18 protein-coding genes and 1 riboswitch are annotated in these 20,435 nt (G+C 61.5%); of the genes, 17 read left to right on the plus strand and 1 reads right to left on the minus strand.

The features are described 5' to 3' along the window. Positions 1-12: 12 nt before the first annotated feature. A complete protein-coding gene (locus ACK9YZ_RS28310) occupies positions 13-780 on the minus strand; it encodes a 3-hydroxyacyl-CoA dehydrogenase (protein WP_416066918.1) in 768 nt (255 codons plus the stop codon). A 146-nt stretch (positions 781-926) separates the two neighbouring features. Between ACK9YZ_RS28310 and ACK9YZ_RS28315 the strand changes: the two genes are divergently transcribed. From ACK9YZ_RS28315 to ACK9YZ_RS28395, 17 genes are all read left to right on the plus strand, one after another. Further along, positions 927-1,940, plus strand: a complete 1,014-nt coding sequence (locus ACK9YZ_RS28315; RefSeq protein WP_416066919.1) for an AraC family transcriptional regulator — start codon at positions 927-929, stop codon at positions 1,938-1,940. A 65-nt stretch (positions 1,941-2,005) separates the two neighbouring features. Further along, positions 2,006-3,151 carry an isovaleryl-CoA dehydrogenase gene (locus ACK9YZ_RS28320; RefSeq protein WP_416066920.1) on the plus strand — a complete coding sequence of 382 codons (1,146 nt, stop codon included), beginning with the start codon at positions 2,006-2,008 and terminating at the stop codon, positions 3,149-3,151. Beyond that, on the plus strand, positions 3,148-4,758 hold the full coding sequence (locus tag ACK9YZ_RS28325; protein ID WP_416066921.1) for a carboxyl transferase domain-containing protein: 1,611 nt from the start codon (positions 3,148-3,150) through the stop codon (positions 4,756-4,758). The genes ACK9YZ_RS28320 and ACK9YZ_RS28325 overlap by 4 nt, the downstream gene beginning before the upstream one ends. Before the next feature lie 9 nt (positions 4,759-4,767). After that, positions 4,768-6,633 (plus strand): acetyl/propionyl/methylcrotonyl-CoA carboxylase subunit alpha, encoded by a 1,866-nt coding sequence (locus ACK9YZ_RS28330; protein WP_416066922.1) that lies wholly within the window; start codon positions 4,768-4,770, stop codon positions 6,631-6,633. Next, positions 6,633-7,085 carry a MaoC family dehydratase gene (locus tag ACK9YZ_RS28335; protein WP_416066923.1) on the plus strand — a complete coding sequence of 151 codons (453 nt, stop codon included), beginning with the start codon at positions 6,633-6,635 and terminating at the stop codon, positions 7,083-7,085. The genes ACK9YZ_RS28330 and ACK9YZ_RS28335 overlap by 1 nt, the downstream gene beginning before the upstream one ends. Further along, a complete protein-coding gene (locus ACK9YZ_RS28340) occupies positions 7,082-7,966 on the plus strand; it encodes an HpcH/HpaI aldolase/citrate lyase family protein (RefSeq protein WP_416066924.1) in 885 nt (294 codons plus the stop codon). Before ACK9YZ_RS28335 ends, ACK9YZ_RS28340 begins: the two co-directional genes overlap by 4 nt. Positions 7,967-8,385: 419 nt before the next feature. Further along, complete coding sequence (locus ACK9YZ_RS28345) at positions 8,386-9,744, plus strand: extracellular solute-binding protein (RefSeq protein ID WP_416066925.1); 1,359 nt, start codon at positions 8,386-8,388, stop codon at positions 9,742-9,744. Positions 9,745-9,869: 125 nt separating this feature from the next. After that, entirely contained in the window at positions 9,870-10,754 is an 885-nt protein-coding gene (locus tag ACK9YZ_RS28350) for a carbohydrate ABC transporter permease (protein WP_216760360.1), read from the plus strand. Positions 10,755-10,764: 10 nt separating this feature from the next. Further along, positions 10,765-11,679, plus strand: coding sequence for an ABC transporter permease subunit (locus ACK9YZ_RS28355; RefSeq protein WP_416066926.1), 915 nt, complete (start codon positions 10,765-10,767; stop codon positions 11,677-11,679). 13 nt (positions 11,680-11,692) lie between these two features. Next, positions 11,693-12,802, plus strand: coding sequence for a sn-glycerol-3-phosphate ABC transporter ATP-binding protein UgpC (gene ugpC / locus ACK9YZ_RS28360; RefSeq protein WP_416066927.1), 1,110 nt, complete (start codon positions 11,693-11,695; stop codon positions 12,800-12,802). A gap of 14 nt (positions 12,803-12,816) precedes the next feature. Beyond that, positions 12,817-13,851 carry an endonuclease/exonuclease/phosphatase family protein gene (locus ACK9YZ_RS28365; protein ID WP_416066928.1) on the plus strand — a complete coding sequence of 345 codons (1,035 nt, stop codon included), beginning with the start codon at positions 12,817-12,819 and terminating at the stop codon, positions 13,849-13,851. 259 nt (positions 13,852-14,110) lie between these two features. After that, positions 14,111-15,634 carry an aldehyde dehydrogenase (NADP(+)) gene (locus ACK9YZ_RS28370; RefSeq protein ID WP_416066929.1) on the plus strand — a complete coding sequence of 508 codons (1,524 nt, stop codon included), beginning with the start codon at positions 14,111-14,113 and terminating at the stop codon, positions 15,632-15,634. Between the two features lie 159 nt (positions 15,635-15,793). Continuing rightward, positions 15,794-15,892: riboswitch (TPP riboswitch) on the plus strand. A gap of 51 nt (positions 15,893-15,943) precedes the next feature. After that, on the plus strand, positions 15,944-16,744 hold the full coding sequence (thiM, locus tag ACK9YZ_RS28375; protein ID WP_416066930.1) for a hydroxyethylthiazole kinase: 801 nt from the start codon (positions 15,944-15,946) through the stop codon (positions 16,742-16,744). Beyond that, positions 16,741-17,376 (plus strand): thiamine phosphate synthase, encoded by a 636-nt coding sequence (thiE, locus tag ACK9YZ_RS28380; protein ID WP_416066931.1) that lies wholly within the window; start codon positions 16,741-16,743, stop codon positions 17,374-17,376. The genes thiM and thiE overlap by 4 nt, the downstream gene beginning before the upstream one ends. Then, the gene (gene thiD / locus ACK9YZ_RS28385) at positions 17,373-18,185 is read left to right on the plus strand and encodes a bifunctional hydroxymethylpyrimidine kinase/phosphomethylpyrimidine kinase (RefSeq protein WP_416066932.1); all 813 of its coding nucleotides are present in this window, start codon (positions 17,373-17,375) and stop codon (positions 18,183-18,185) included. The genes thiE and thiD overlap by 4 nt, the downstream gene beginning before the upstream one ends. 197 nt (positions 18,186-18,382) lie before the next feature. Beyond that, positions 18,383-19,063 carry a spermidine synthase gene (locus tag ACK9YZ_RS28390; protein ID WP_216760352.1) on the plus strand — a complete coding sequence of 227 codons (681 nt, stop codon included), beginning with the start codon at positions 18,383-18,385 and terminating at the stop codon, positions 19,061-19,063. 200 nt (positions 19,064-19,263) lie between these two features. Then, a complete protein-coding gene (locus ACK9YZ_RS28395; protein ID WP_416066933.1) occupies positions 19,264-20,415 on the plus strand; it encodes an alpha-hydroxy acid oxidase in 1,152 nt (383 codons plus the stop codon). The last annotated feature ends 20 nt before the right edge of the window (positions 20,416-20,435 follow it).

A 20,435-nucleotide genomic window follows, 5' to 3' on the forward strand; every position in this document is an offset into this window, starting at 1 on the left:
CGGGCCAGACGCTCAGCGCGCGCCCATGCGCAATGCCCCGTCGAGGCGGATGACCTCGCCGTTCAGCATGCTGTTTTCCAGGATATGGCGCACCAGCGCGGCAAACTCCGCCGGATGCCCGAGGCGTGGCGGGAAAGGCACGCTCTTTCCAAGCGCTTCCCGCACTTCCGCCGGCATGCCTGCCATCATGGGTGTTTCGAAAATGCCGGGCGCAATCGACACGGTACGAATGCCATGACGCGCAAGCTCGCGAGCGATCGGCAACGTCATTGCCGCGACACCGCCCTTGGAGGCAGCATAGGCGGCCTGACCGATCTGCCCGTCGAAAGCAGCCGCCGAAGACGTATTGATGATCACACCGCGCTCACCTTCCGCATCCGGCTCAGTATTCTGGATGGCAGCGGCAGCAAGCCGGATCATATTGAAGGTGCCGATGAGATTGATGGTAATGGTGCGGGCAAAACTTTCCAGCCGATGCGGGCCATCACGGCCGATCACCTTTTCGGCGGGCGCCACACCGGCACAATTGATGAGCCCGCGAAGCGTGCCGAAGGCATCCATTGCAGCGGCGATTGCTGCACCGCCATCTTGATCATCGGTCACGTCAGCCCGGACGAAGCGTACATCCTGCCCGAGCTCGCGCGCGACGGCCTCGCCTGCATCCACGTTGAGATCGGCGATCGTCACGCGTCCGCCGGCTTCGATAAGCATGCGTGCTGTTGCTGCTCCGAGGCCGGAGCCGCCGCCGGTGACGATGAAACTTGCGCCGCTGATCTGCACGGATCGTTCCTCCCTGCCCGGCAGATATCTCCTCCAGAGCCCGCCGAAACCGGATTCTATTCCTTCGGCCTATTGCAAGCGATGACGCAACTGCCCCATTATTTCGGCCAGTCTTGCCATTTTCAATATGTCATGATGGAGCGGCTATGGCCGAAATCGAGCGACGTATGATCGCATCGGGGTTTGTCGAGGAAGCTCTCGACAGCCTGCGCCGGCTCGGCAAACCGGTGGCGCCTCTTCTGGCCAAGCTCGGGCTCCCGCCGGCAATCGATCAGCCGGTGTCGGCCGAGACCTATGGCGCATTGTGGCTGGCAATTGCCGCAGAACTCGACGACGAATTCTTCGGCATCGGCGCCCGGCCGATGCGCAGCGGCAGCTTCACGCTGCTCTGCCATTGTGTACTGCATGCGCCGACTCTCGGCCACGCCTTGCGGCGGGCCTTGCGCTTCCTCGATGTCGTTCTGGACGATCCGCGCGGTACGCTCGTCATCAGTGATGGGCTCGCGCAGATCGAACTTCGGGACGCCGGCGAGCCGCGTTCGGCCTTTGCCTATCGCACTTATTGGATCATCCTGCATGGCATTATCTGCTGGCTGGTCGGACGTCGCATCCCGATCCGCCTCGTCGATTTCCGTTGCCCGGAGCCGAGCCAGGGCGCTGATTACCGGCTCTTCTTTGGCGCGCCGGTGCGCTTCTCGCAACCGATCAGTCGGCTCGGCTTCGACAGCTCTCTGCTCGATCTGCCGATTTCGCGCAGCGAACAGGCCTTGAAGCAATTCCTGCGGGGCGCTCCAGCCAATATTCTCGTGCGTTACCGTTACGATGCCGGCATCGCTGCCGCTGTGCGCCGCCGCCTCTCACAGACCTCGCCCGCCGCATGGACGAGCTTCCAACTACTCGCCGCCGACATGCGCATGCCGTCCTCGACGCTGCGGCACCGCCTGCACGACGAGGGCCAGAGCTATGCCGGCATCAAGGACGATATCCGCCGTGATCTCGCCGTCGACATGCTGATGAACACGTCGAAGACCATCGGCGAGATCGCCGTGCAGCTTGGCTACTCCGAACCCAGCGCCTTCTTCCGCGCCTTCCGGAAATGGATGGGCAAGAGCCCCGAGGCTTTTCGGCGCGAGGAGACAAAATCGGCAGGTTGGGAATAGGCTTCGATCAAGGGAGCTTTGATCCGGGCGCAACCCGCGCTACATATTTCAGCGGGAGGAGTGCCATGTTTGATTTTTCGCTCGGCGAAACCGCGGACGCGATCCGCGAGGCGACGGCGCGATTTGCCGCCGACACCATAGCTCCGCTGGCCGCGGAGATCGACGAAAGCAACACATTTCCACGCCAGCTCTGGCCGCAAATGGGCGCGCTTGGCCTGCACGGCATTACCGTGGAGGAGGAGTTCGGTGGTACAGGTCTCGGCTATCTCGAACATGTCGTCGCCATGGAGGAAATCTCGCGCGCGTCGGCCTCCGTCGGCTTGAGCTACGGCGCCCATTCCAATCTCTGCATCAACCAGATCCGCCGCTGGGCAACGCCTGAGCAGAAGCACCGCTATCTGCCGAAGCTGATTTCCGGCGAACACGTGGGCTCGCTTGCCATGTCCGAAGCCGGCTCCGGTTCGGATGTCGTTTCCATGCGGCTCAAGGCCGAGCGCAAGGGAGATCGTTACGTCCTCAACGGCACGAAATTCTGGATCACCAATGCGCCGCATGCCGATGTGCTCGTCGTCTATGCCAAGACTGATCCAATGGCCGGACCGAAAGGCATTTCGGCCTTCATCATCGAAAAGGGCATGCCCGGATTCAGCGTTTCGAAGAAACTCTCCAAGCTCGGCATGCGCGGCAGCGACACGGCCGAGCTGGTATTTCAGGACTGCGAGGTGCCGGCAGAAGCGCTAATGGGCCGGGAAGGCCAGGGCGTAAAAATCCTGATGTCGGGCCTCGACTATGAGCGCGCAGTGCTTGCCGCCGGCCCCCTCGGCATCATGCAGGCCTGTCTCGACGTGGTGCTGCCCTATGTGCGGGAGCGCAAACAGTTCGGCAAGGCGATCGGCGACTTCCAGCTGATGCAAGGCAAGATCGCCGACATGTATGTCGCCCTGAATTCGTCGCGCGCTTATGTCTATTCCGTGGCGCGGGCCTGCGACGCCGGCCGCACGACACGCTCGGATGCGGCAGCCGCCATCCTCTTTGCCAGCGAGAATGCCGTGAAAGTGTCTCTGGAGGCTATCCAGGCGCTTGGCGGCGCGGGATATACCAGGGAATGGCCGGTCGAGCGTTTCCTGCGTGATGCCAAGCTCTACGACATCGGCGCCGGCACCAACGAAATCCGCCGCTACCTGATCGGCCGGGAGCTCATCGCATCATGACGGTGATTTCCTCTGCCATCGATCGCGACAGCGAAACCTTCAAGGCCAATGCAAGCAAGAACGGAAGCCTGATTGACGAGCTCTATGAGCGTTCGGCGAAAACCCGCGAGGGCGGTTCGCAGGCGGCGCGTGAGCGCCACACCGGCAAGGGAAAGCTCCTGCCGCGCGACCGCATTCAGCTGTTGCTCGATGCCGGTAGCCCGTTTCTGGAAATCGGCACGCTGGCTGCAAACGGCATGTATGGCGACGAGGCGCCGGGGGCCGGCATCATCACCGGCATCGGCCGCGTTTGCGGCCGCGAGGTGATGATCGTTGCCAATGACGCCACGGTCAAAGGCGGCGCTTATTTTCCCCTCACGGTGAAAAAGCACCTGCGGGCGCAGGAAATCGCCATGCAGAACCGGCTGCCTTGCATCTATCTGGTCGATAGCGGCGGTGCCAATCTTCCACATCAGGCCGAGGTCTTCCCCGACCGCGATCATTTCGGAGCGATCTTCTACAATCAGGCGCAGATGTCGGCTGAAGGCATTCCGCAGATCGCCTGCGTCATGGGAAGCTGCACGGCCGGCGGCGCCTATGTGCCTGCAATGTCCGACGAGACGATCATCGTGCGCAATCAGGGCACGATCTTCCTTGCCGGCCCGCCATTGGTGAAGGCTGCAACCGGCGAGATCATTTCGGCCGAAGAACTCGGCGGCGCCGAGACCCATGGCCGCCGCTCCGGTGTCGTCGATCACGTCGCCGAAAACGACGAGCATGCGCTGCTTCTCGTCCGCGATATCGTCGCCAGCCTCAACAGCGTAAAATCGGTCGATATCGACATTCAGGCCCCGCGCCCGCCGAAACTCGATCCGCAAGATCTTGGTGGCATCATCCCCGAGGACGTTCGTTCGCCCTATGATGTGCGCGAAGTCATCGGCCGTATCATCGACGGTTCGGAACTGCATGAGTTCAAGCCGCTCTACGGCACGACGCTGGTCTGCGGCTTTGCCCGCATCTGGGGCATGCCGGTCGCCATCATCGCCAATAATGGCGTGCTCTTTTCCGAGAGTGCGCTGAAGGGGGCGCATTTCATCGAGCTCGCCTGCCAGCGCCGCGTCCCGCTGCTGTTCCTGCAAAACATCTCCGGCTTCATGGTCGGCGGCCGTTATGAGGCCGGCGGCATCGCCAAGGACGGGGCGAAGCTGGTCACTGCGGTTGCGACTGCGATCGTGCCGAAAGTCACCGTCATCATTGGCGGCAGTTTCGGCGCCGGCAATTACGGCATGTGCGGCCGCGCCTATCGGCCGCGCTTCCTCTTCACCTGGCCGAACAGCCGCATCAGCGTCATGGGCGGCGAACAGGCCGCCTCAGTGCTCGCGACCATCCGCCGTGACGCGATGGAGGCACGCGGCGAAAGCTGGCCCGCGGCAGAAGAGGAGGCCTTCAAAGTGCCGATCCGGGCTGGTTATGAGGCGGAGGGCAATCCCTATTACGCCACCGCCCGCCTGTGGGACGACGGCATCATCGACCCGCGCCAGACGCGCGATGTGCTGGGCCTTGCCCTTTTCGCCTGCCTGAATGCGCCGATCCCGAAAGGGCCGCGCTTCGGTCTCTTCCGGATGTGAGGTCGTGCAATGATGGAAAGCCTGCTCATTGCCAATAGGGGCGAGATCGCCCGCCGCATCATCCGCACGGCGAAAGCCCTCGGCATTCGAACCATCGCCGTCTATTCCGAAGCCGATGCCGGCCTACCCTTCGTGAGGGAAGCAGATGAGGCGGTCGCCATCGGCCCGCCCCCGGCGCGCGAAAGCTATCTTTCGCAGGAGCGCATTCTGGAGGCTGCCCACAGGACCGGGGCTGCCGCAATTCACCCCGGTTACGGCTTCCTCTCGGAGAATGCCGATTTTGCGGAAGCGGTCGAGAATGCCGGCATCATCTGGGTTGGTGCACCACCTGCCGCAATCCGCGCCATGGGGCTCAAGCATGCCGCCAAGCAACTGATGCAGGCAGCCGGCGTGCCGGTCACGCCGGGCTATATGGGAGAGGATCAGAGCGACGAACGGCTTGCTGCCGAGGCGGATGCGACAGGTTATCCCGTACTCGTCAAGGCCGTCGCCGGTGGCGGCGGCAAAGGCATGCGCCGGGTCGACCGTCGAGAAGACTTTACTGAACTGCTTGCCTCCTGCCGCCGCGAGGCAGCATCCTCCTTCGGCGACGAACGCGTGCTGATCGAGCGCTACATCACCAATCCACGCCATATCGAGGTACAGGTCTTCGCCGACCGCTTCGGCAATTGCGTCCACCTCTTCGAGCGCGACTGCTCCCTGCAGCGCCGGCACCAGAAGGTGATCGAGGAAGCGCCTGCCCCTGGCCTCGATGCCGCCACCCGTGCGGCAATCTGCGAAGCAGCGGTCAAGGCAGCGAAAGCCGTGGATTATGTCGGGGCCGGCACCATCGAATTCATTGCCGATGCTTCGCGGGGCCTGCGTCCGGATCGCATCTGGTTCATGGAGATGAACACGAGACTTCAAGTCGAGCACCCTGTCACCGAAACCATCACCGGCGAGGATCTGGTGCTGTGGCAATTGAAGGTCGCCGCAGGTGAGCCGCTGCCGAAGCGACAAGAAGACATCACGATGAAGGGTTGGGCCTTCGAGGCTCGCCTTTATGCCGAAAACCCTGCCTCCGGCTATCTGCCCTCGATCGGCCGGCTCGATCATTTGCATTTGCCAGAACATGTCCGGATCGACAGCGGCGTCGAGGAAGGCAACGAGATCACCGCCTTCTACGATCCGATGATCGCCAAGATCATCACTCACGGTTCGAACCGTGAAATCGCCCTCTCCAAACTCGCCAAAGCCTGCGAAAATATCGAAGTCTGGCCCGTCAAATCCAATGCCGGACTTCTGGCCCGCGTCGCCGCCGATGCGGATTTCCGCGCAGCAAAGGTCGATACCGGTTTCCTCGATCGTCACGGCGAGACCCTGCTTCCAAAAGAGCCTGACGCGGTGACGATCGACAAGGCCGCTACGGCGCTGGCAGTAAAGGGCGAGACCGATCCCTGGTCCGCGCTTTCCGGCCTGCGCATATCCGGCACAAGCGATAGCCGCACGCGCGTCCGCGTTGGCGATCATCTCTATTGGGGCCGTGTCCGGCCCAGCCTCGAAACCAATGCTATCAGGTTCGGCGAAACCATGGTCCTTTTCGATGCCGGTAATGCCTGGCCGATCGGCCTGCCCGTCGCAAGTGAAGTCGAGGCGCACCAAGGCGCTGGCGATGGCGCGATCCTCTCGCCCATGCCGGGCCTTGTCATCTCGGTCGATGTTGCGGAAGGCGACCATGTCGCCAAGGGCGATCGGCTGCTGACAGTGGAAGCGATGAAGATGGAACATACGCTGCGCGCGCCTTTCGACGGCATCGTCGGCAAATTGCCTGTCTCTGCGGGCGCCAGGGTCTCCGAGAATCAGCTCGTCGTCACCGTCATAAAGGGAGAGGACTGATGGCCGGCCGTTATTTTGACGAGTGGACGGTCGGCGACCGCATTGTTCACGAGATCCACCGCACGGTCACGGAAACCGACAACCTGCTCTTCACGACGCTCTCTCATAACCCGCAGCCGCTGCATCTCGATGCCGATTATGCGGCGGGCACGGAATTCGGCCGCATCGTCGTCAATGGCACGTTCACCTTCGCGCTCACTGTCGGCCTCTCGGTCGGCGATACGACGCTTGGAACACTGGTCGCCAATCTCGGCTATGACAAGGTCACGATGCCGAAACCGGTCTTCATCGGCGATACGCTGCGGGTGGAAACTGAGGTGATGGAACTGCGCCGCTCCAACTCCCGGCCCGATGCCGGGATCATCACGTTCAAACATATCACGCTGAACCAGAAAAACGAGATCGTCTGCCAGTGCCTGCGCACTGCCATGCTGCAGGTGAAACCGTCATGAGGCTGCGCTCGCTGCTCTTCGTGCCCGGCGATCGGCCGGAGCGTTTCGACAAAGCGGTCGCCTCGGGTGCCGATGCTGTCATCCTCGATCTGGAAGATTCCGTTTCCATACAGAACAAGCCGAAGGCGCGGGATGCCGTGCACGATTTCACCATGCGCCGCGCGGCCGATACCGCTCTTGTCATCCGGATCAATCCCCTCGCCTCGCCCTCCTTCGAGGACGATCTTGCTGCACTCAGCGATCTTGCTCCCTTCGCGATCATGCTGCCGAAGGCGGAAGGTTCGGCATCCGTGCGCCAGCTCGCAAGCCGCCTCTCATCCTCCGCTCTCATCCTGCCGATCGCGACTGAAACGCCAGCGGCCATCTTCGAGATCGGCAGCTACCGGGATGTCGCGTCTCATCTTTGCGGACTGACCTGGGGCGCGGAAGATCTGCCTGCCGCGATCGGTGCGGCCACTGCCCGAGAGGCCGATGGGCGCTATACCGCGCCCTACGAACTCGCCCGTTCCCTCGTTCTCTTTGGCGCTCACGCCGCCGCCATTCCTGCCATCGAAACCGTCTTTCCTGATTTCCGCGATCTCGACGGCCTCACGGCCTACGCGGCCCGCGCGCGGCGCGACGGCTTCTCTGCCATGATGGCGATCCATCCGAGCCAGGTCGAAGCGATCAACCACGCCTTCACGCCGGATGCAGCGGAAATCGCCTGGGCTGAAAAAGTTGTGGCCGCCTTTGCCGTCTCACCCGATATCGGCGTTATCCAGATCGACGGGCGCATGCTCGACCTGCCGCATCTGAAACTGGCGAAACGCATTCTGGCGTCGCAAGGCCGTGAATGGCACAGTTCAGCGACGCCGGAAGCGCCCAATAAACAAGCAAAATAGCCGAAATGTCGCGCAATGAATATCAAATGGCGCATTTCGATAGCTCAACGCACAGCTGTGCAAAGCTATTTTCGAGGTCGAAATCTTCTGGCGACAGGTTGTTCTTGATTAGGCCTCCGTGAGATTTCGAAATAAACCTAATAATAAAATCTATTAACAGAATTGAATAGCGCCATATGCTTTCGCTGGCTCAGCTATATTTTATATATATTTGAAATATAGCCGATACCAACGACGAAGCGCGGGAAATTAATCTATCAGCCACTCACGGAATGTTCAGGAAATTACGACATGAATATTTTGTGACAGAAGTTTTCTACTCTATTCATGTCATAGAAACTTCATTGGTTACCGCAAATTGAACCAGTTAATAGGGCGTGCGCTCAAGAGGGGGCGCGTCCTATTTTTCGAGGGTTCTCATGCAAGCCAAGCTTCTCGGCGCCGTAGGCGCCCTTCTCGCTTCAGCCTTCCTTGCTGCTGGTCCTGCCGCCGCCGCCGAAAAGACCAAGATCGATTTCTGGTTCGGTAACTCGGGCGACATCGCAAAGCGCGTTCAGGAACAGTGCGACCGTTTCAACCAGTCCCAGGGCGATTATGAAGTCGTCTGCACCAGCCAGGGCTCATACGACGCCTCGCTGCAGAACACGATCGCAGCCTTCCGCGCCGGCAAACAGCCGACCATCGCTCAGGTTTCGGATGCCGGTACGCTCGACATCATGCTTTCGGGCGCCTACTACCCGGCCAACAAGCTCATGAAGGACATGGGCTACAATGTTGACTGGAACGATTACTTCTCCGGCATCGCCGGCTACTACGCAACGTCGAAGGGCGAGATGTACTCCTTCCCCTTCAACTCCTCGACGGCGCTGCTCTACTGGAACAAGGACGCCTTCGCCAAGATCGGCAAGGACCATGCTCCGGTGACCTGGAAGGAAGCAGGCGAAGACTTCAAGGCTCTGAAGGACGCTGGCTACGCTTGCCCGCTCGGCTTCGACATCTCCAACAACGAAGTCTGGCAGTACGTCGAGCAGTTCGAAGCCGTCAACGGCGAAGCGATCGCTACGAAGAAGAACGGCTTTGAAGGCCTCGACGCCGAACTGGTGTTCAACAAGAACCCGATGCTCGTCAGCTACGTCAAGGACCTGAAGTCCTGGTACGACAACAAGCTCGCCGTCATCAAGAACAAGGCTGTCGGCCAGACCTTCGTTGAAGCCTTCGCTGCTGGCGATTGCCAGGTCATCCTGACGTCCGTCGGCGACCATGGCAACGTCGGCCGTACCGCCAAGCAGGGCATGAACTGGGGCGTTTCGATGCTCCCGACCTATGGCGACGCAACCCGCCACAGCTCCTACGTTGGCGGCGCCTCGCTCTGGGTTCTGAAGGGTCATTCGGACGCCGAATACAAGGCTGCCGCTGCTTTCTTCAACTTCATCGCAAAGCCGGAAGAAGCTCTCACCTGGTCCACGGTTACCGGCTATATCCCGGTTCGTAACTCTGGCTTCGAATACCTGAAGAAACAGGGCTTCTACGACAAGGCTCCCTATGCCGGTCGCGAACTTGCCATTCAGAGCCTCACCGCTTCCCCGGCCGGCGACACGTCTGCCAAGGGCATCCGTCTCGGTGGCCTTCTCCAGGTCCGCACCGAAATCGCGAACGGCCTGCAGGCAATCTTCGTCAACAATGCCGATGTCCAGGCTTCGCTCGACTCTGCTGCTGACCGCGGCAACCAGCTCCTGCGTCGCTTCCAGCAGACCTACAAGGGCGTTCAGCTCCCCTGATCGACTGATATGAGCCGCACCCGGCCGCTTTGGCGTGCCGGGTGCGGCTTTGCACATTCCCTACAGGCTGCGGAAGCGAGATCGCCGCCCGCGCCAGAACCAAACCAGGACGAAAACGACCACTCATGGAAAAGCGCGTCACTTTCTCCTCGACGACGATCGGCCTTCTCTTCGCATTCCCGATGCTGCTGCTGATCTTCGTCTTCTTCTACTGGCCAAGCGCGCAGGCGCTGTATTGGGCGTTCACGCTCGAGCAGCCATGGGGCGGCGGCAACGCCTGGGTCGGTTTCGACAATTTCAAACTGCTGCTGAGCGATCCGATCTATTGGGACTCCGTCACCCGCAGCATGATCTTCGGCTTCAGTTCGACTGTTATCGCTATGGGGTTGGCGCTCATCCTGGCGCTTCTGACGGATCGTGAACTGCGCGGCCACAAGATCTACCGGTCGGTCTTCATCTGGCCCTATGCGATTGCCGCTCCCGCTCTCGGCCTCGCCTTCCGCTTCATCCTGGCGCCGGAGGCTGGTCTTCTGTCGGTCATCAACCACGTCTGGCCCGGGCTCTGGAACCCGGCGCTTGACGGCAAGGATGCCATGATCGCCGTCGTCATCGCCTTTTCCTGGAAATATATCGGCTACAACTTTATTTTCTTCCTTTCGGCACTGCAGGGCATTCCACGCTCGCTGATCGAGGCGGCCGCCATGGACGGCTCGGGGCCGCTGCGCCGCATGCGGGATATCCAACTGCCGCTGCTGACCCCGACCCTGTTCTTCCTGCTGGTCATCAACATCACCGAGAGCTTCCAGGATTCCTTCGGTATCGTCGACGTAATGACCCAGGGCGGTCCGGCGCGCGCCACGGATCTCATGGTCTACAAGATCTATTTCGACGGCTTCAGGGGCCTCGATTATTCGGGTGCCGCGGCCCAATCCATGATCCTGATGGGGCTCGTCATCCTGCTCACCATTTTCCAGTTCCGCTTCATCGAGCGGCGCGTGCACTACAAGTGAGGTCGCAAACATGATCGAACGCACGCCAATATTCAATTTTGTCTGCTACACCCTGCTCGCACTCGGCCTGGTGATCGCACTCCTGCCTTTCCTGATCGTCGTCGTCGCATCGACACTCGATCTAGAGACCGTCAACCACGTGCCGCTGCCGCTGGTTCCGAGCAGCCATTTCTGGGAGAACGTACAGACAGCCTGGGTTCGTGCCGATCTCGGCAACAAGCTGTTTCACAGCGTCATCTTCGCTGCCACGGTCGGCGCCGGCAAGGTCTTGCTCTCGGCCATGGCCGCCTTCTCGATCGTCTATTTCCGCTTTCGCGGCCGCTATCTGATCTTCTGGATCATCTTCATCACGCTGATGCTGCCCCTGGAGGTGCGCATCGTCCCGACCTATTCGATCGCCGCCAATGCGCTTCAGCCCTTCCAGGCGATCCTCGATGTCACCGGTATCAGCTGGCTTGTCGCGCAGGTCACCGGCATCCAGATCAAGCTTGAATGGGGTCTTCTGAATTCCTATCCGGGTCTCGTACTGCCGATGGTCGCCACCGCGACCGGTACCTTCCTCTACCGCCAATTCTACCTGACGGTTCCCGATGAGCTTGCCGAAGCATCGAAGATGGATGGCTCAGGTGCGGTCCGCTTTTTCTGGGACGTGCTGCTGCCGCTGTCACGCCCGAACATGATTGCACTTTTCACCATCATGTTCGTCTGGGCCTGGAACCAGTATCTGTGGCCACTGCTGATCACCACCGATCCGAAGTTCGGCATTGCCGTCACGCAGCTCAAGACACTCATCCCCTCCGAATTCGGCCTGCCCGACTGGAACGTCGCGATGGCCGGAACATTGATCATCATGTCGCCGCCGCTGATCCTCGTAATCCTGATGCAGCGTTGGTTCGTGCGCGGCCTAATCTCCACCGAGAAGTGAAAGGAACAGACCCTTGGCACCGATCTCCATCCGTGGCGTGAAGAAAAGCTATGGCAAGAACGCCGTCGTTCACGGCGTCGATCTCGAAATCCAGTCGGGCGAATTCATCGTCATCCTCGGCCCGTCCGGCTGCGGCAAGTCCACTCTCTTGCGCATGATTGCCGGCCTGGAAGAAATCTCCGGCGGCGAAATCGCCATCGACGGTCGCGTGGTCAACCAGCTTGAGCCACGCGAACGCGGCTGCGCCATGGTCTTCCAGAACTACGCGCTCTATCCGCATATGAGTGTCGCCGAAAACATCGGCTATGCGCTGAAAGTTTCCGGTGTGCCGAAGGCCGAGCGTGACCGCCGCATCGCCGAAGTCGCCAAGGCACTCAGCCTTGAACCCTTCCTCGAGCGTCGTCCGGCAGCACTCTCGGGTGGCCAGCGCCAGCGCGTTGCCATGGGCCGCGCCATGATCCGCGAGCCGAAGGTTTTCCTCTTCGACGAGCCGCTCTCCAACCTCGACGCAAAACTGCGCATCGCCATGCGTGCGGAAATCCGCCGCCTGCATCGCCGCCTCGGCGCCACCTCGATCTTCGTGACCCATGACCAGAACGAGGCGATGACGCTCGCCGACCGTATCATTGTCATGAACTCCGGTTATGTCGAACAGGTCGGCACGCCGGAAGAAGTCTATCACTATCCGGCAAGCCGTTTCGTTGCCGGCTTCGTCGGGACGCCGGCAATGAACCTGTTGGAAGGCCGCGTCAACGAAAACGGTGTCTTCATCTACGATGAAGGCCGGATGGTCGCTCTTCCCAACGAGCGCGGCAAGCAGCTTGCCGGCCAGCGCGTCGTTCTCGGTGTGCGCGCCGAAGCCGCCCGCCTCGTCTCTCCGGATGCGCCGGGCGCGCTCGTTGCGACCGCCGACTTCATCGAAGAGCTCGGCGCGAGCCGCGTCGTGCATGCCGATTTCGATGGCCTGCCTTTCGCCGTCGCCATGACCGGTTCGGTCTCACTGAAGACGGGCGACCGCATCGGCATCGCGATCGACCAGGATTCGATCCATCTCTATTCGGCCGACACCGGCGCAGTCCTCGTTGCTCCGGCTCCCACGGGCGCTGCCACCGTCGATGCCTGAGCCTGGCAGAGGTGATGAGCTTCTCTGATCTCGCCGCCGGCGATCGCAATCTCGTTGCGGTCGCCGTGGAGGTCCTTGCCGTTCCCTCGGTCGCCTTTTTCGATGAGGCGCGTTCCGCGGACATGACGCAGGCTGAACATGACAGGCTCGCAGCAATCCTGCCGGCGCTTGCGACCATCGAAGTAGCGAAGATCTCCGGCGGCAGCGATATTGGCAACAGCTTCGTCGTCGCGGCGTGGAATGCCGAGCGGCTGAAGTATCATGCCCCCTCCGTTGAACTCGTGCGCCAGAGCGGCGCCGATATCCTGCTTCTGAGCGAGGCCGATCTTGGCATGGCGCGTGCCGGCAACCGTCATACGGTTGCCGATCTCGCTCGTGATCTCGGCATGTCCTATGTTTTCGGCGTGGAATTCGTGGAACTCGGTCTTGGAAACTCCCGCGAGCGCGAACGGCATAAGTGGGAGACGAATTCAGTCGGCTTCCATGGCAATGCACTGCTTTCTCACCTGCCATTGCAGGACGCGGCACTCATCCGTCTCGATGACGGTGGCACATGGTGGACGGATGCGAAGGACGGCCAGGGCCGCATCGGCGGACGTATGGCAATTGCCGCGAAGGTCGAAACCGCATTCGGACCGATCCTTGCCGTCAGCGTCCATCTGGAAAGCAAGACCGATGTCGAGGATCGCGCCAGGCAGACGAGGCGGCTGATTGAGGCCGTCGAAAGGCTCGCCGGCGACCTGCCCGTCGTGATCGGCGGCGATTTCAATACCAATATGCTCCCCAGTGGCTCACGCGAGCCGCGAGCACATGAGCCTCTTTTCGGCCTGCTTGCTGAAGCCGGCTACCATTGGGAAACGGGCAATGATTTCGCGTATACGCGCCGCGCCGGCCCGGACGGCGTGCCACAGCCGCCCTTCGCCCGGCTCGACTGGCTGTTCACGCGCGGCCTTGTGGTGAGCGATGCCGTGACCGTTCCGGCCGTCGATGCCGATGGCGTGGCGATCGCGGACCACGAACTGATCAAGGCGCGGTTTTCCGCACCCTGATCAGACGCTTGCGAAGCGTCTCGAGCCAGCGCTTCGTCCCTTCGCGCCAGCAGCTCTTTGGTCCACTGCTACGTCCTCGCCGCCACGAGCCCTTTGAACCGCAGGACTTGGCTGATGAGACGACAATGGTAGCAGCCACCTGGGCAACAAGGTCGGTGTCGAGGCTACCCATTTTCCCGGACCATTGGGTAAAGATGTCGTGAAAATGAGAAAGCGAACGCCTATATAGATGCCGAATCTTTTTGAAAGGAACCCCATTATGACTATCAATGGAAGCCTGCTCGTTGCGGGATCGGAAAAGCGCGGCACGCGCGGCGAGCTTTATGGCGTCGAGGCAGCCACCGGCGCGGCTCTGCCCGTTTCTTTCGGTGGCGCCTCAGCAGAAGACGTCGAAGAGGCGACCAAGCTTGCATGGGAGGCCTTCGCCTCCTACCGGGAAACCGACCTGGAAACGCGGGCAGCCTTTCTTGAGACGATTGCCAGCGAAATCGAAGCGATCGGCGATGAGCTGGTCGTCCGTGCAGTGGCAGAAACCGGACTTCCGCGCGGACGGATCGAGGGCGAGCGGGGCCGCACGATCGGACAGCTTCGGCTGTTTGCAAAGGAGGTTCGTGAAGGCCGGTTCCAGGAGCTTCGCTTCGACGGCGCGGATCCGTCCCGCAAGCCTGTTCCGAAGCCTGATCTGCGCCTACGCAACGTTCCCCTCGGCCCCGTGGCGGTTTTCGGCGCATCGAACTTTCCCCTCGCCTTCTCCGTTGCCGGCGGTGACACGGCATCTGCGCTCGCAGCTGGATGCCCTGTTGTCGTCAAGGCGCATTCTGCCCATCCGGGCACGTCGGAACTTGTAGGCCGGGCCGTACAACGTGCCGTCGCCAAGGCCGGCCTGCATGTCGGCACCTTCGCGCTCCTCTTCGATACCGGCTTCGAGGTCGGACAGAAGCTCGTCGCCGATGCAAGAATTCGGGCAGTCGGTTTCACAGGTTCGCGCCGCGGCGGCACAGCGCTGATGAAGATCGCTTCCGAGCGCAAGCAGCCGATCCCGGTCTATGCCGAAATGAGCAGCATCAACCCCGTTATCTTCTTCCCCAACGCCCTGAAAAGCCGCGCGGCAGAGATTGCAACGTCTTTTGTAGGCTCGCTGGTCCTGGGTGCCGGACAATTCTGCACCAATCCCGGCCTCATTCTCGCCGTCGATAGCGAAGGTCTCGATACTTTCATTGCCAAGACGCGGGAGCTTCTGCCCGATGTCGACGCGCAGACAATGCTGACGGGCTCTATCGCCAAGGCATTCTGTGATGGCGTCGCCCGGCTGGAAAAGCATCCGGAGGTCCGCCTCGTCGCAAATGGCAAGCCGGGCAGTGAATTCGAAGGCACTGCTGCTCTCTTCGAGACGACGGCTGCGGCATTCCTCGCGCATCACGAACTTCAGGACGAGGTCTTCGGCGCGGCCGGCCTTATCGTGCGCTGCCGCGATCTCGCAGAACTCGAGCGCGTCCTCGACGGCCTCGAAGGCCAGTTGACCGTCGCCCTCCACATCGCCAGCGAAGACGAGCCGGAAGCAAGGCGCCTCGTGCCCAAGCTGGAAATGCTTGCTGGACGACTGCTCGTGAATGGCTTCGGAACCGGGGTGGAAGTATCGCCCGCCATGGTGCATGGCGGCCCCTACCCGGCAACCGCCGACGGCAGGTCGACATCGGTCGGGACATTGGCGATCTACAGGTTCCTGCGTCCGGTTTCCTATCAGGACTTTACGGCTAACCTGCTTCCGGCCCCGCTGCGTTGATTGGATCGGGCTTGCCAAGCTCAACCGCGGGGGCTTTTAGGAGACCATGCGAGAGGTTGGCAAGCTCCAAACAACGCTGTGGCGCCAGGAGTGTGTCGCCTTCGTAAAACCGTCATTTTGCCAGTGACAGCGGCACTATTCTCTGCAAGAAAGAGTGCCGTTGAGAGACAGGGGCGCCCGTTTGCAAGAACGGGCTGAGAAGCACCCTTCGAACCTGAACCGGATAATGCCGGCGGAGGGAGTCGCTCGGGTGGCAGTCTGCTCTCTTGCATGATCGTTCCCGCGCCTGCCCCGCCTGAAAGGGGTACTATGGAGAACAAGACACCCGGAGCACTGTTGACGGCCATGCGCGCCAAGCCGCCGCTCGTGCAGTGCATCACCAATTATGTCGCCATGAACATCGCCGCCAATGTGGTGCTTGCGGCCGGGGCGTCGCCTGCCATGGTTCATGCAGCCGAGGAGGCCGGAGAATTTGCTGCGATCGCTGGCGCTTTGACCGTCAATATCGGCACGCTCTCCACTCAATGGATCGACGGCATGCAGGCAGCAGCACGTGCTGCGAATGCAGGCGGCAAGCCGTGGGTTCTCGATCCGGTCGCCCACTACGCGACCGGCTTCCGCCGCAAGGCGGTTGCCGATCTGCTGGCGCTTCGCCCGACGATCATCCGCGGCAATGCCTCGGAGATCATCGCGCTTGCCGGCGGCGAAAGCCGCGGCCAGGGCGTCGACAGCCGTGACCCGGTGGAGCAGGCCGAGGCTTCTGCCCGGTTGCTCGCTGAACGGCATGGCGCAGTCGTCGCTGTCACCGGGGTCGTTGATTTCGTGACTGATGGCGCACAAGCGCTGCGCATCGAAGGCGGCTCGCCGCTGATGCCGCAGGTCACTGCACTCGGCTGCTCGCTGACCTGCCTCACCGGCGCCTTTGCCGCAACCATTGCCGACGATCCCTTTGCAGCCGCAGTTGCGGCTCTCGCCACCTTCGCGGTTGCCGGCGAAGAGGCGGCGAAAGACGCTGCCGGCCCGGGCTCCTTCTCCTGGCGCTTCCTCGACGCACTCGCCGCGCTTGACGGCCCGACACTGGATGCAAAAGTCAGGATCAATGTCACATGAAACGCTTTGATCTTTCCCTCTACCTGGTCCTTGATCCCGATCTTTGCGCCGCTATCGGCATGGTCGAGACGACGCGGCTCGCCGTCGCGGGTGGTGCGACCATGGTGCAGCTTCGCGACAAACATGGCGGAAGGGCAAGAATGGTGGAAACCGGTCTTGCCCTGAAAGAGGTCCTGAAGGGTACAGGCGCGCTGCTGATCGTCAATGACGATGTGGAGGCGGCCGTTGCAATCGGAGCCGACGGGCTACATATCGGCCAGGACGATACGGGGCCGGCCGCCGCACGTTCGATGATCGGACCGGACATGATCCTCGGCCTGTCGGTGGAGACCGAAGCTCTGGCAACGGCAATAGACCCCGGTATCGTCGATTATGCCGGTATCGGACCGGTCTTTGCCACCCCAACCAAGACGGACCACAAGCAGCCGATCGGCTTTGACGGGCTGGCGAGACTGGTAAAGGCTGCACCCGTTCCAACAGTTGCGATCGGCGGCCTGAAGAGCGAGCATGTCGCTTCCGTCTTTGCAGCAGGCGCCGATGGGCTCGCTGTCGTCTCAGCGATCTGCGGTACGCCCGATCCGAAGGCTGCGACGCTTCGCATTGCCGCTGAAATCAGAAAGGTCAGCCGATGATCCGCAACGTTTTGTCCATTGCCGGCTCCGACCCATCCGGCGGCGCCGGCATCCAGGCCGATCTCAAGGCTTTTTCCGCCCGTGGCGTTTATGGCATGGCGGCGCTGACGGCATTGACGGCGCAGAACACGCTGGGTGTGACCGGCGTGCATCTCGTGCCGCCGCATTTCGTCGCCCAGCAGATCAAGGCCGTCTTTGCCGATGTTCGCGTCGATGCCGTCAAGATCGGCATGATCGCCAATGCCGGCATCGCCGAAGCGGTTGCCGAGGCGCTGGCGCCCCATCGCGGCATCCCCATCGTCGTCGACCCCGTCATGATCGCCAAGGGAGGAGCGGCCCTCCTCGACCCGCAAGCCGTCGATGCGCTCACACGGCATCTGCTGCCGCTCGCTACGCTCCTCACCCCAAATCTGCCGGAAGCCGCCGCGCTGCTGCACGAAGAGTGTGCCGAAAACCGTAAGCAGATGGCCTCACAGGCCGAGCGCCTCCGGGCACTTGGTCCCGCTGCCGTGCTGGTCAAAGGCGGCCATCTCGAAAGCGACGAGAGCCCGGACGTGTTGTCGATCGCTTCCGGTCTTCATTGGTTCGAAGCCAGGCGTGTGCCGACGAAGAATACGCATGGCACGGGCTGCACCCTGTCCAGCGCCCTTGCTGCGGAGCTTGCCAAGGGCGTTTCGCCGCAGATGGCGGTCGCAACCGCCAAGGCCTATCTTGCGCAAGCGGTCGCGGCTGCGGGCGAATTGACGGTCGGTTCCGGCCATGGGCCAGTCCACCATTTTCATGCCCTGTGGAAAGGCGCCGGGCTCTGAGGCGGATCACATTTCAAAGATTGTCAGACGGCCCTGCTCGGCCTCTTCGTCGACCGCTGCAATCTGCGACCGCATCGGCAAGGGCCGTGGTCGAATATGAGGCGGACCATTTCATGCGTGTGGTCTGAGAGAGGTTTGTTGGCATCGGCTGCCGGCCTATGCTAGTGGACGGTCCCCTTTACCGAGACGAAACTGCCATGCTCCCCTGGATCCAACTCGATTCCGCGACCATTCCCGGCGAAGGCGGTGAGTTGCGGCTGAAACAGCGCGGCAGCGAATTCTCGATCATGCTCGGCGCCAACGAGTTGATGAACAGCCGGCTCAGCGGTTCCGAAGAAGCGCTCGCCACGCTCTCTCACGACCGCATCAAGTCGCATCCAAAGCCAAAAATCCTGATCGGCGGGCTCGGCATGGGTTTTACGCTGCGGGCTGCGCTCGCGATCCTGCCAGAAGATGCAAGCGTCGTCGTTGCCGAACTGGTGCCTGCGGTCATCGCCTGGGCGCGCGGTGCGATGGCCGAGGTCTTCAAGGGATGCCTCGACGATCCGCGTGTCGCAATCCATCAGGGAGATGTCGAGGAAGCTATCCGCGCCGGCAAGGCCAGCTATGACGCCATCCTGCTCGATGTCGATAACGGCCCCGATGGCTTGACCCGCAAATCCAACGACCGGCTTTATGATTTCGCCGGCCTGAAATCCGCCCGCGAAGCACTCCGCCCTGGCGGCGTGCTCGCGGTCTGGTCCTCCGGACCGGATCCATCCTTCACCCGCCGGCTGAAGGATAGTGGCTTTGCCGTCGATGCGGTCAATACGCGTGCCAACGGCAAGCGCGGCGGAGCACGGCACGTCATTTGGCTCGCGGTCAAAGCTGGTCGCTGATCAGATCTCGAAGGCCTGTCGGAAAAATTGCATATTTATCCGAGGAGGCGACGGGAGCGCACTCAAGAGAGCTTGAGATTGGTGCGATAATAATCGTATCCCATAGGTCATGGATCGCGAAGACGAGGAGGTCTCGCGGCCGTTCATCGGCTGAGCCACATGCGGAGGCATGACATGCCAGCCCTCGATTGGATACGAGTATGCGCCTTTCAGACTGCCATAATTTCCATGACTTCCGCCGCCTCGCCAAACAACGCCTTCCCGGGCCGATCTTCAATTATATCGACGGCGCAGCGGATGACGAGGTGACCTACAGGCGCAACACGTCATCCTTCGAAAGCTGCGATCTTCTTCCAAGCGTGCTGCGCGGCGTCAGCGAAGTCGATATGTCGGTCACCGTCATGGGACAGAAACTCGCGATGCCGGTCTATTGTTCGCCGACGGCCCTGCAGCGGCTCTTCCATCATGAGGGCGAAAGGGCGGTTGCCCATGCCGCCGGCAAATTCGGCACGATGTTCGGCGTCTCATCGCTCGGGACGATCAGCCTGGAAGAAGCGCGGCAGATCAGCAGCGGGCCGCAGGTCTACCAGTTCTACTTCCACAGGGATCGCGACCTCAATCGCGAAATGATGGCGAGGGCCAAGCAGGCAGGCGTCCAGGTGATGATGCTGACGGTCGATAGCATCACCGGCGGCAACCGCGAGCGCGACAAGCGTACCGGCTTTGCCATTCCCTTCAAACTCAATCTCGCTGGCATGGCGCAATTTGCGGTCAAACCGGCCTGGGCGATGAATTATTTCACGCATGAAAAATTCCGCCTGCCGCAACTCGACAGCCATGTGGACATGGGCAGCGGCACCATGTCGATCAGCCGCTATTTCACCGAGATGCTCGATCCCGCCATGAACTGGGACGACGTTGCAGAAATGGTGAAGACCTGGGGCGGACAGTTCTGCCTGAAGGGCATCATGACAGTCGAGGATGCCAAGCGCGCCATCGATATCGGCTGCACCGGTATCGTGCTGTCCAATCACGGTGGACGTCAGCTCGACGGATCGCGAAGCGGCTTCGACCAGCTTGCGGAAATCGTCGATGCCGTAGGCGACCGTATCGATGTCATGGTCGATGGCGGCATTCAGCGCGGCACCCATGTACTGAAGGCCCTGTCGCTCGGCGCCAAGGCCGTCGGCGTCGGCCGCTACTACCTCTTCCCGCTTGCCGCCGCCGGTCAGGCCGGCGTCGAACGGGCGCTCCTGCAGATGAGAACGGAAATCGAGCGCGGCATGAAGCTCATGGGCTGCGCCACCGTCAGCGAGCTCTCTGCAGCCAACCTGCGTTTCCGCACCTTTTGAGACCACGGCTTGGCTGCACC

The sequence above is a fragment of the Rhizobium sp. ZK1 genome, from assembly GCF_047782645.1.
Classification (GTDB): Bacteria; Pseudomonadota; Alphaproteobacteria; order Rhizobiales; family Rhizobiaceae; genus Rhizobium.

Bases quoted from the DNA above. Each gene is read 5' to 3' on its own strand.
- ACK9YZ_RS28315 (WP_416066919.1), top strand. From the start codon at position 927: ATGGCCGAAATCGAGCGACGTATGATCGCATCGGGGTTTGTCGAGGAA.
- ACK9YZ_RS28320 (WP_416066920.1), top strand. From the start codon at position 2,006: ATGTTTGATTTTTCGCTCGGCGAAACCGCGGACGCGATCCGCGAGGCG.
- ACK9YZ_RS28325 (WP_416066921.1), top strand. From the start codon at position 3,148: ATGACGGTGATTTCCTCTGCCATCGATCGCGACAGCGAAACCTTCAAG.
- ACK9YZ_RS28330 (WP_416066922.1), top strand. From the start codon at position 4,768: ATGATGGAAAGCCTGCTCATTGCCAATAGGGGCGAGATCGCCCGCCGC.
- ACK9YZ_RS28335 (WP_416066923.1), top strand. From the start codon at position 6,633: ATGGCCGGCCGTTATTTTGACGAGTGGACGGTCGGCGACCGCATTGTT.
- ACK9YZ_RS28340 (WP_416066924.1), top strand. From the start codon at position 7,082: ATGAGGCTGCGCTCGCTGCTCTTCGTGCCCGGCGATCGGCCGGAGCGT.
- ACK9YZ_RS28345 (WP_416066925.1), top strand. From the start codon at position 8,386: ATGCAAGCCAAGCTTCTCGGCGCCGTAGGCGCCCTTCTCGCTTCAGCC.
- ACK9YZ_RS28350 (WP_216760360.1), top strand. From the start codon at position 9,870: ATGGAAAAGCGCGTCACTTTCTCCTCGACGACGATCGGCCTTCTCTTC.
- ACK9YZ_RS28355 (WP_416066926.1), top strand. From the start codon at position 10,765: ATGATCGAACGCACGCCAATATTCAATTTTGTCTGCTACACCCTGCTC.
- ACK9YZ_RS28365 (WP_416066928.1), top strand. From the start codon at position 12,817: ATGAGCTTCTCTGATCTCGCCGCCGGCGATCGCAATCTCGTTGCGGTC.
- ACK9YZ_RS28370 (WP_416066929.1), top strand. From the start codon at position 14,111: ATGACTATCAATGGAAGCCTGCTCGTTGCGGGATCGGAAAAGCGCGGC.
- thiM (WP_416066930.1), top strand. From the start codon at position 15,944: ATGGAGAACAAGACACCCGGAGCACTGTTGACGGCCATGCGCGCCAAG.
- thiE (WP_416066931.1), top strand. From the start codon at position 16,741: ATGAAACGCTTTGATCTTTCCCTCTACCTGGTCCTTGATCCCGATCTT.
- thiD (WP_416066932.1), top strand. From the start codon at position 17,373: ATGATCCGCAACGTTTTGTCCATTGCCGGCTCCGACCCATCCGGCGGC.
- ACK9YZ_RS28390 (WP_216760352.1), top strand. From the start codon at position 18,383: ATGCTCCCCTGGATCCAACTCGATTCCGCGACCATTCCCGGCGAAGGC.
- ACK9YZ_RS28395 (WP_416066933.1), top strand. From the start codon at position 19,264: ATGCGCCTTTCAGACTGCCATAATTTCCATGACTTCCGCCGCCTCGCC.